The sequence below is a fragment of the Myxococcus qinghaiensis genome (genome assembly GCF_024198215.1).
Classification (GTDB): domain Bacteria; phylum Myxococcota; class Myxococcia; order Myxococcales; family Myxococcaceae; genus Myxococcus; species Myxococcus qinghaiensis.
In genome coordinates, this window is sequence record NZ_JAKCFA010000005.1 from 498,800 (window position 1) to 506,609 (window position 7,810).

At 66.6% G+C, this 7,810-nt stretch carries 7 protein-coding genes; 5 read left to right on the forward strand and 2 right to left on the reverse strand.

Annotated elements, in window-relative coordinates:
* Nucleotides 1–7: 7 nt before the first annotated feature.
* Nucleotides 8–406, reverse strand: coding sequence for a DUF3037 domain-containing protein (locus LZ199_RS12080; RefSeq protein ID WP_253993807.1), 399 nt, complete (start codon nt 404–406; stop codon nt 8–10).
* On the reverse strand, nt 384–1,169 hold the full coding sequence (locus tag LZ199_RS12085) for a HipA family kinase (RefSeq protein WP_253993808.1): 786 nt from the start codon (nt 1,167–1,169) through the stop codon (nt 384–386). Before LZ199_RS12085 ends, LZ199_RS12080 begins: the two co-directional genes overlap by 23 nt.
* Before the next feature lie 186 nt (nt 1,170–1,355).
* On the opposite strand from LZ199_RS12085, the gene LZ199_RS12090 reads away from it, so the two are divergent.
* The 5 genes from LZ199_RS12090 to LZ199_RS12110 all read left to right on the forward strand — a co-directional run.
* Nucleotides 1,356–2,966 (forward strand): S8 family serine peptidase, encoded by a 1,611-nt coding sequence (locus LZ199_RS12090; RefSeq protein ID WP_253993809.1) that lies wholly within the window; start codon nt 1,356–1,358, stop codon nt 2,964–2,966.
* Nucleotides 2,967–3,262: 296 nt separating this feature from the next.
* Nucleotides 3,263–3,700, forward strand: a complete 438-nt coding sequence (locus tag LZ199_RS12095) for an organic hydroperoxide resistance protein (protein WP_253993810.1) — start codon at nt 3,263–3,265, stop codon at nt 3,698–3,700.
* 540 nt (nt 3,701–4,240) lie between these two features.
* A complete protein-coding gene (locus tag LZ199_RS12100; protein ID WP_253993811.1) occupies nt 4,241–4,786 on the forward strand; it encodes a GNAT family N-acetyltransferase in 546 nt (181 codons plus the stop codon).
* Between the two features lie 1,883 nt (nt 4,787–6,669).
* Nucleotides 6,670–7,614, forward strand: coding sequence for a hypothetical protein (locus tag LZ199_RS12105; protein WP_253993812.1), 945 nt, complete (start codon nt 6,670–6,672; stop codon nt 7,612–7,614).
* Nucleotides 7,615–7,620: 6 nt separating this feature from the next.
* Nucleotides 7,621–7,810: DUF6444 domain-containing protein (locus LZ199_RS12110; protein ID WP_253993813.1), on the forward strand; the 190-nt coding region annotated here is incomplete at its 3' end.

Genomic DNA, 7,810 nt, shown 5'->3' on the forward strand with positions numbered 1-7,810 from the left:
GTGCGTGTCACGGCGCGCGCTTCACGCGCACCATGGTGTCCAGCAGGTGCTCCAGGGCCTGCTGGGGCTCCTGGCTGAGCCCCGAGTGCACCGGCCCCGTCTGGAGGATGGTGCTGCGCGGGGCCACCAGCCAGTGCCAGCGCTCCTTCTGCGGGAGCTGGCCGATGGGGCCCGCGTGCTTGCCGCCCTCGCAGACGCGGCGGAAGCTGTCCAGGTGGCAGCGCACCGTGTCCACGTCCACGTCGGGCGAGAGCGCCTTCAGGCGGGCCTCGTCCAGCTCCACGCGGGCGCCGAGGAAGCGCTGCGTGGTGCAGAAGAGGACGACGCCCACGTTGATGAACTCCCCCCGCTCCACGCGAGGGACGACGCGGATGATGGCGTAGTCAAACGAGCTGTGCGCGGGCACGGGTCGCCTCCTCGATGAAGGCCGGCAGGGCCTCGATGCGCTTGCTCAGCCAGGTGACGTAGCCCGCGCGGTGCGCGTCCACGGTGGGGAAGGGGGACTCGGCGGCCTGGAGCCAGCCTTCGGGGATTGCCGCGACGGTGGCCTCCATCAGCTCGCGCGTGAGGCGGGCCTTCAGCGCGGCCTGGGCCTCAGGTAGCGCGTTCGCCCACGGCAGCAGCACGTGGTCCTTGATGGGGGCGAAGCGGCCCTGGCTGCGCTCCTCCCAGTCCACCCACGCGTGGTGGAAGTAGAGCGAGGCGCCATGGTCGATGAGCCACAGCTCCCGGTGCCAGCACAGGAGGTTGGGGTTCTTCGGCGTGCGGTCCACGTTGGTGATGAAGGCGTCGAACGCGACCAGGGCGGACGCCACGGCCGGGTCCGGCGCCGGGCCCGCCACCGGGTCGAACGTCACCGAGCCCGGCAGGTAGTCCAGCGCCAGGTTCAGCCCCGCGCTCGCCTTGAGCAGCTCCCGAATCTCGCTGTCCGGCTCGTTGCGGCCCAGCGCCGGGTCCAGGTCCACCAGCACCATCTCCGGCACGCGCAGGCCCGCCGCCTTCGCCAGCTCCGCGGCGATGAACTCCGCGATGAGCGCCTTGGCGCCCTGTCCGGCCCCCCGGAACTTCACGACGTACAGCCCCGCGTCGTCCGCCTCGACGATGGCGGGCAGCGAGCCCCCCTCGCGCAGGGGCGTCACATAACGCGTGGCGACGATGGTCCTCGGCATCCTCCGCTCCCGTCCTCACTCGGGTCGGCCTTCCAACCCGGGCCCGAGGGCCGCCCTCTACCACGCCACCACGTCCCTGAAGGGTTTCACCGATAGTGGAAAAAGCAATCCCGAGGAAACTGCCCCTGACGAGGTGAGACAATGGGTGACAGGCCGTTCGATTCAGATCCCCCACGGAGCCTCATCATGACCGTCACCCGCAAGCCCTCGTCGCTCCCGTCGCCCATCACCCGTACCGGGGAGGCCACCCGTCCGGAGACTCCCGCGACGACCGAGTCCCGCGTGGTGGCCCGGCCCGGAAAGAACGGCACGGACGGCTTCGACTCCGGGAAGACGGCGGCGCGTCCCACCAACTTCGTGGACCGCCCCAAGGGCCAGCGTCCGGACCCGAGCGCCCCGGTGCTGCCGGCCACGGCCTTCGCCTTCGGCCCCGGCAAGCTCGCCCTCGCGGGCCGCGAGGCATCCACGCCCGTCACGCTGACGGCCTCCGCCACGCCGAACGCGGCGGTGAAGGACCTCCAGACGGTGACGTCCACGGTCAGCTTCGACCAGGACGTGGCGCTGGACTCGCTGAAGCTGAACCTGGACCTGGCGCACACGTACAAGGGCGACCTGGTGGTGAAGCTGACCAGCCCGTCCGGCAAGACGGCGACGGTGTCGGACCGCCAGGGTGGCAGCGCGGACGACGTGAAGGGCTCGTTCGACTTGAGCACCGCCTTCAAGGGCGAGTCGGCCAAGGGCACCTGGACGCTGTCGGTGGAGGACAAGGCGCGCGCTGACACGGGCACGCTGAAGAGCTGGGGCCTGGATGTCGCTGGCAAGACGGCGGGCCCGGGCCCGGTGGACCCCAAGCCCCCGAAGCCCACGGGTGAGCCGATTGTCGCGGTGTTCGACGGCGGCGTGGACTTCAAGCACGCCGACCTGGACAGCGCCATGTGGACCAACCCGGGCGAGGTCGCCGGCGACGGAATCGACAACGACGGCAACGGCGTGAAGGACGACATCCACGGCTACAACGTCGGCTTCAACAGCGGCGACGTGATGAAGGGCCAGGGGACGGACCACGGCACGCACGTGGCGGGCATCATCGCCGCCGAGGACAACGGCCAGGGCAACACGGGCATCGCCGCGGGCAAGGCGAAGGTGATGAGCATCGGCGGCCTGTATGACGGGGCCGACCTGCTCACCAACTTCGAGCGCGGCGTGGACTACATCGTGAACATGAAGCAGAACCACGGCGCCAACATCCGCGCCCTCAACGCCAGCTTCGGTGACGAGTACCGCGACGCGGCCTCGCAGAAGCGCTGGACGGCGGCGGTGCAGAAGTTGGCGGACGCGGACATCCTGCTCGTCGCGGCGACGGCCAACGGCAACGGCAGCAACATGAACAACGTGGCGGACATGCCCGCCAACCTGGACCTGCCCAACGTCATCACCGTGGCGTCCATGGACCGCAACAACGACAAGCTGGCGCGCTTCTCCTCGCACGGCGACAAGGTGGTGGAGCTGGCCGCCGTGGGTGAGGACGTGCTGAGCACCGTGCCCGGCGGCGACTGGGAGAAGATGAGCGGCACCTCCATGGCCACCCCCACGGTGGCGGCCGCCGCGGCCCTGATGTTCGCCGCGAACCCGGACCTGACGGCCGCGCAGGTGCGTGACCTGCTGGTGAAGACGGTGGAGGTCGACCCGGACCTCAAGGGCAAGGTGAGCACCAGCGGCAAGCTGGACATCGCCGCCGCGGTGAAGGCCGCCACGGAGTTCGTCGCCACGCCGCCCACGACGGTCGCCGAGCGCTGATTCCCGGCGCGCCTCGCCCCAGAGGGTGAGCCCAAGGTCCCCGGTCGCCGCCAGCTTCGCGGCCCCGGGGACTTTTTTTGGGTCCGATTTGATTGCGCGCAATTTAATTGAGCCCTAATCATAGGGCATGGCGCAGGACGCGGTGGCTGTCGGGGACGGGGTGGCCCGGTTGTTGGGGGTTGAACGGAGCGGGCCGGAAGTCGCGGCGAAGTGGCTCCCGCCGTTCCGTGTCGCCGCTATCTGAGTCCGCCGTTTCGCTTTTTCGAACCCGAGCAGGAATTCCAGGAGAGAGAACCATGGCCCCGGTCACGATTTCGCCGCTGTACACCGCCCACGCCACCACCCACGGAGGCCGCAACGGCAAGGTCCAGTCATCGGACAAGGTCATCGACCTGCCCCTGTCGATGCCCAAGGAGCTCGGCGGCGCGGGTGGCGCGTCCACCAACCCCGAGCAGCTCTTCGCGGCGGGCTACTCGGCCTGCTTCGAGAGCGCGCTGCGGCTGGTAGCGGGCAAGGGCGGCAAGAAGCTGGGGCCCGAGGTGGGCATCACCGCGAACGTCACCATCGGCAAGACGCCGGACGGCGGCTTCGGGCTGGCGGTGGAGCTCCAGGGCATCCTCCCGGGCATTCCCCGCGACGAGGCGGAGAAGCTGATGCACGCGGCGCACGAGGTGTGCCCGTACTCGCGCGCCACGCGCGGCAACATCGACGTGAAGCTCTCCGTCGCGGAGTAGTGGAGGGTCCGTGCCGCCGCGGTGCGTGAGTGCACCGTGACGCGGCGGTGCGTGAGAGCTTTATCGTGCCGCCGCGACGCGTGAGTGCGCCGTGACGCGGCGGTACGTGCGTGCTTCATCGTGTCGCCGTGGTGCGTGAGTCCGACCGTGCCGCGGCGGCACGTGCGTGCGCAGTTACGCAGCGGCGCCTGCGTGTGCCGTTACGCAGCGGCACGTGCGTGCGCCGTTACGCAGCGGCGCGTGAGTCCACGGTGACGCAGTGGCACGTGAGTGCTCCATCGTGGTGCAGGGTGCTCCACTCTGATGCGGGAGTGCTCCAGGCTGGCGCGGGCGCATGCGCCCCCGTGTCGCGGCGGCCACGATGTGCACCGTGGTACTCGCGGGGTTTCCCCTAGAGAGGCCCTGGTGTCCGCGTGCTGGTGACACGCGAATGCGTCACGCCTCGACGCGCCCCCTCTGGGCGACCCACCTGGCGCGCCCCGCACTGGCTCTCTGGCATGCCCCTTGAAGTCGGGTAGTGCTCGAAGGGGGGAAGTCAGCATGCGTGAGCGACAGCTCATTCCGATGGAAGTGGCAGGGGCAGCTGTGTCGGGGGCAGCGCGGATGTTGTTGGAGGAGCCCGACATCGAGGAGTTCTTCGGCTGGCTGCGACCGGAGGCAGGAGGCAATCCTCCTGGCCGGTGGAGCGCGGCGGAGGGCACACGGTTGTTCGCGGTGGCGGAGCGAGGCTCGGGAATCATCGGGCTCGCGGCGCTGACGAACATCCGCCGGGAGGAGCGCTACGCGCGGGTGAGCTGCGCCATCGCACCGGAGTATCGCCGGGAGGGAGTGGGGCGCTGGACGATGACGGAGCTCATCCGTCAGGGCGTGCGGCTGGATGGGCTGCGCCACCTGGAGACCTGCGTGCGCGCGGGGCGGGGGACGTCGCTCCAGCTCATGGAGTCCCTGGGCTTCCGCGCGCTCGAGGTGCCTGGCTTTCCGCCGATGGAGGCCCAGCCCGGTGGCTACGTGTACCTGCGTCTGGATCTACCGGCCGAGTCCCGGGGACAGGTTCCGCAGGTACTCCTGCGCAATCTTTGCGCGTGACGTGCAAAAGGCCCCTGAGTTGAGCAACCGGTTTGTCAGGCTGTCATCTTGATGGGCTGGTGTGTCATTCGGGCGCGGCCTCCCGTGAACGAATCTTCAGCATTTTCATTCTCCCTAGACGTAGCCCTTGGCTCATCTCAACCTCAGGGGGGCGACCGAGGATTGTTGATGGCGGGTGGTTGATGGGCTCGCCTGTGAAGCCCGGGTCACAGGGGCCCAGCGTCCATCGACTGAACCGCGACGCGCGGATGCTCCCGTGAAGGACTTGGAGTGAAGCCGGCTTGCCTGATTGAGAAGGATTGGGCGCGCATGCTATACACGGCTGTCTTCCATCGTACAGTTGCTGCTGGATGGTTTCGCGAAGAGAGGGATAGTGACGTTCCTGGATCGATGCATGGAAGCCTGTGTCGTCGTGGTGGTTCTGATGTTGGGGTGCAGCGTGGAGGAACCAGCGCGTTCCGTGGAGTCGCGTCGTGGAAATGCCCCCGCTGTTTTCGGTGAGCACCGCTTCAACGGAGCGACCCAAAAGGGCCTCGGAGAGGTGGGCACGGACTGTGAAACAGGTGGGCAGGCCGAGTGCTCCTCCGGTCTATGCCTGCACACGGGCACAGCGCCAAGTAAAGGCTACGTATGCAGCAAGGTTTGTGTGGCGGCGGCCGACTGCCCCTCGGATTGGCGTTGCATCCAGGTGGGGGCCGGTTCCTCTTCGCGGGTGTGCATCCCTCCCGCGCGCTGAGTGTCGTCCAGTGCCTTTCTGCAATAGAGTTTCCTTCTTCAATTCCTATCTCTAGCTGAATCCATAGGTCGATCTTCCAATGCCATTGGCTTTCATCAGGAGCTTGCTGCTCCTCGTCATTCTCTTTTCCGCCGAGTCCGCGCATGCCCAGCGTTGCTCTGGCACAGGCATGCGCTCGTGCGTCACCGATGGTCTTTGTGTTGGACAACAATTCTGCATACAGGACCCTGATAGCCCCGGTCAGGGGGAATGGAGTGACTGTTCTCCGACCTATGCCCATCAGCCTTGTGGAGAGTGCGGCGCAGGTGGGTATGCCGTCTGTAACCAGGAGGGAGTCCTGGATCCATGTCGGCCGGTGACGCCCCTGGGGGGAGAGATCTGCGGCAATACCTGTGACGACAACAGCAGTGGTGACGCGGACGAGGGGTGCGCGGGCTCAGAGACCTTCGACTACTGTGAGCCGAAGTCTGGAGGCGGCTATACGCGCTGGACGTGTGCGTGTGGTGACGGTCTCAATGTCGGTTATTGCCTGGGCTCGGCGGACTCCCAATATTCGTGTGGCGGTGCGGAGGGATGCATGAAGGCGCCGGCCTTCGGGAGTAGTGGAGCCTCGCAGGTAGGTGGCAACTTCCAGTGCTGTGTCTCCAGCCTGCCATGCACCAACTCGGGCTATGTCTCGGAAGAATTCCATTGCGGCTACGGCGGTAGCCAGTTGCTTCGCTATGAGTGTGAGCCCAGAGCCTCCTGCGCTGATGGCAACCAGTGTGGTAATACTTGTGAGGGACTGGTTCCCACATTTAATACAACGACGGGAAAAGCCACGGGGCATGGGGCGGTGTGTCGCCCGGGCGACCATCTGAACGACTGTACTGCCGCGCAGGGCGGGCTGGGTTCAGCCAGTACTTCGGGGGGCGTCCAGGCTCAGAGAGATGATCAAGCCTGTGTCGAGACCCTCCTGGAGGGAGAGTTTCAGAGCAATGCTTGCTCCGACATGCCCTCCTCCACGTTGCCCGCGCCCGGCTATACCCTGCACTACAACCGACCTCGGGGCGGCGCTGGACCCCGCTCCAGAGGAGGAGGAGGAGGAGGAGGAGGAGGAGGTCGTTCTGTAAGCAGGGCTGTTCCGTCTCCGAACCAATGTGCGGCGATGGCCGGAGGTGTCACGGGCTCCGCGCTGGCACAGGCGCAAGCGCCGGGAATCGCACTGAGCGACTTGACCACCCGATACTCGCAAGTGGATGTCAGCCTTCAGGGCTCCGTCGGTGGTCTTAGCTTCGTGCGCAAATACATCTCGAGTGACTCGACATGGAAATACATGTCCATGCTGAGTGCTGGTAAGGCCCCCTTCCTGCCCAGTCCATTCGGTGCCAGTCCGACCTTCCGCAACTCCCTGCGCTGGTGGCATGGCTTCTACAGCTTCGTTCGTCCCAGAAGCTTCATTCCAGGACTGAGTACCTGGGCTGTCCGGGATACCGACGGCGCCATCCTCGAATACACCGCATGTGACCCAGGCTCGACTGGCTGCTTCGCCACCCCGCGCCCCACGACGCAGTGGTCCGGTTCGCAGCTATTCTGGACTGGAGGCACGCCCGGGAGCTTCATCCTCACCCAACCTGGGCTGGGCCGCTTCGTCTATGCGGCTATCTGGCAATCCCCTCTTTCCCACTATCCGGCTCGGTACTTCCTGACACGTGTCGAGGACGAGGTCCTTTCCGGCTCAGGCGCTCCTCGGGTGCGCTTGACGCTTCAGTACGCCGTACCACCGGTCGCCGACTGTCCTGGGCTGAGTGTCCTAGGCAATGGGGTGCCCTATCTTGACACGGTGACGACGGCGGATGGGGCTCGACTCAAGCTCTATTACAAACAGGTGAAGAGTCACCACAAGGACCAACTGGACACGGCGGTGGGGCCGCAAGGCAAGGAGTGTGTACTGGACAGGCTCGCGCTGCGCAATGACCCAAACTCGGGCAGCACGGCTGAAACCGTCGTGGCGAGCTTCAACTATGTCAAGATTGGAGGTAAGCGTTCAGGGGGGATGGGCGGCTGCAGAAGGAGCAGGCCAGCAGCCGGCGGGAGGCTTGTCGCTCGCTGACGCGGCGTGAGGCATGGGACACGACACGTCGTGGCAAAGGTCGACCCCAAGGATGCGCGCATCGCGGAACTCGAGCGACAGGTCGAGGAGCTGACTCGACTGGTGCGGGAGTTGCGGGAGCAGTTGCGGCGCAACTCGGGCAACTCGAACCGGCCGCCGTCGAGCGATACACCGGGGCAGAAGGCCGAGCGGCGCA

What these genes read in the sequence shown, in the direction of transcription:
- LZ199_RS12085 (WP_253993808.1), bottom strand. Translation starts at nt 1,169, where the DNA reads ATGCCGAGGACCATCGTCGCCACGCGTTATGTGACGCCCCTGCGCGAG.
- LZ199_RS12090 (WP_253993809.1), top strand. Translation starts at nt 1,356, where the DNA reads ATGACCGTCACCCGCAAGCCCTCGTCGCTCCCGTCGCCCATCACCCGT.
- LZ199_RS12095 (WP_253993810.1), top strand. Translation starts at nt 3,263, where the DNA reads ATGGCCCCGGTCACGATTTCGCCGCTGTACACCGCCCACGCCACCACC.
- LZ199_RS12100 (WP_253993811.1), top strand. Translation starts at nt 4,241, where the DNA reads ATGCGTGAGCGACAGCTCATTCCGATGGAAGTGGCAGGGGCAGCTGTG.
- LZ199_RS12105 (WP_253993812.1), top strand. Translation starts at nt 6,670, where the DNA reads ATGGCCGGAGGTGTCACGGGCTCCGCGCTGGCACAGGCGCAAGCGCCG.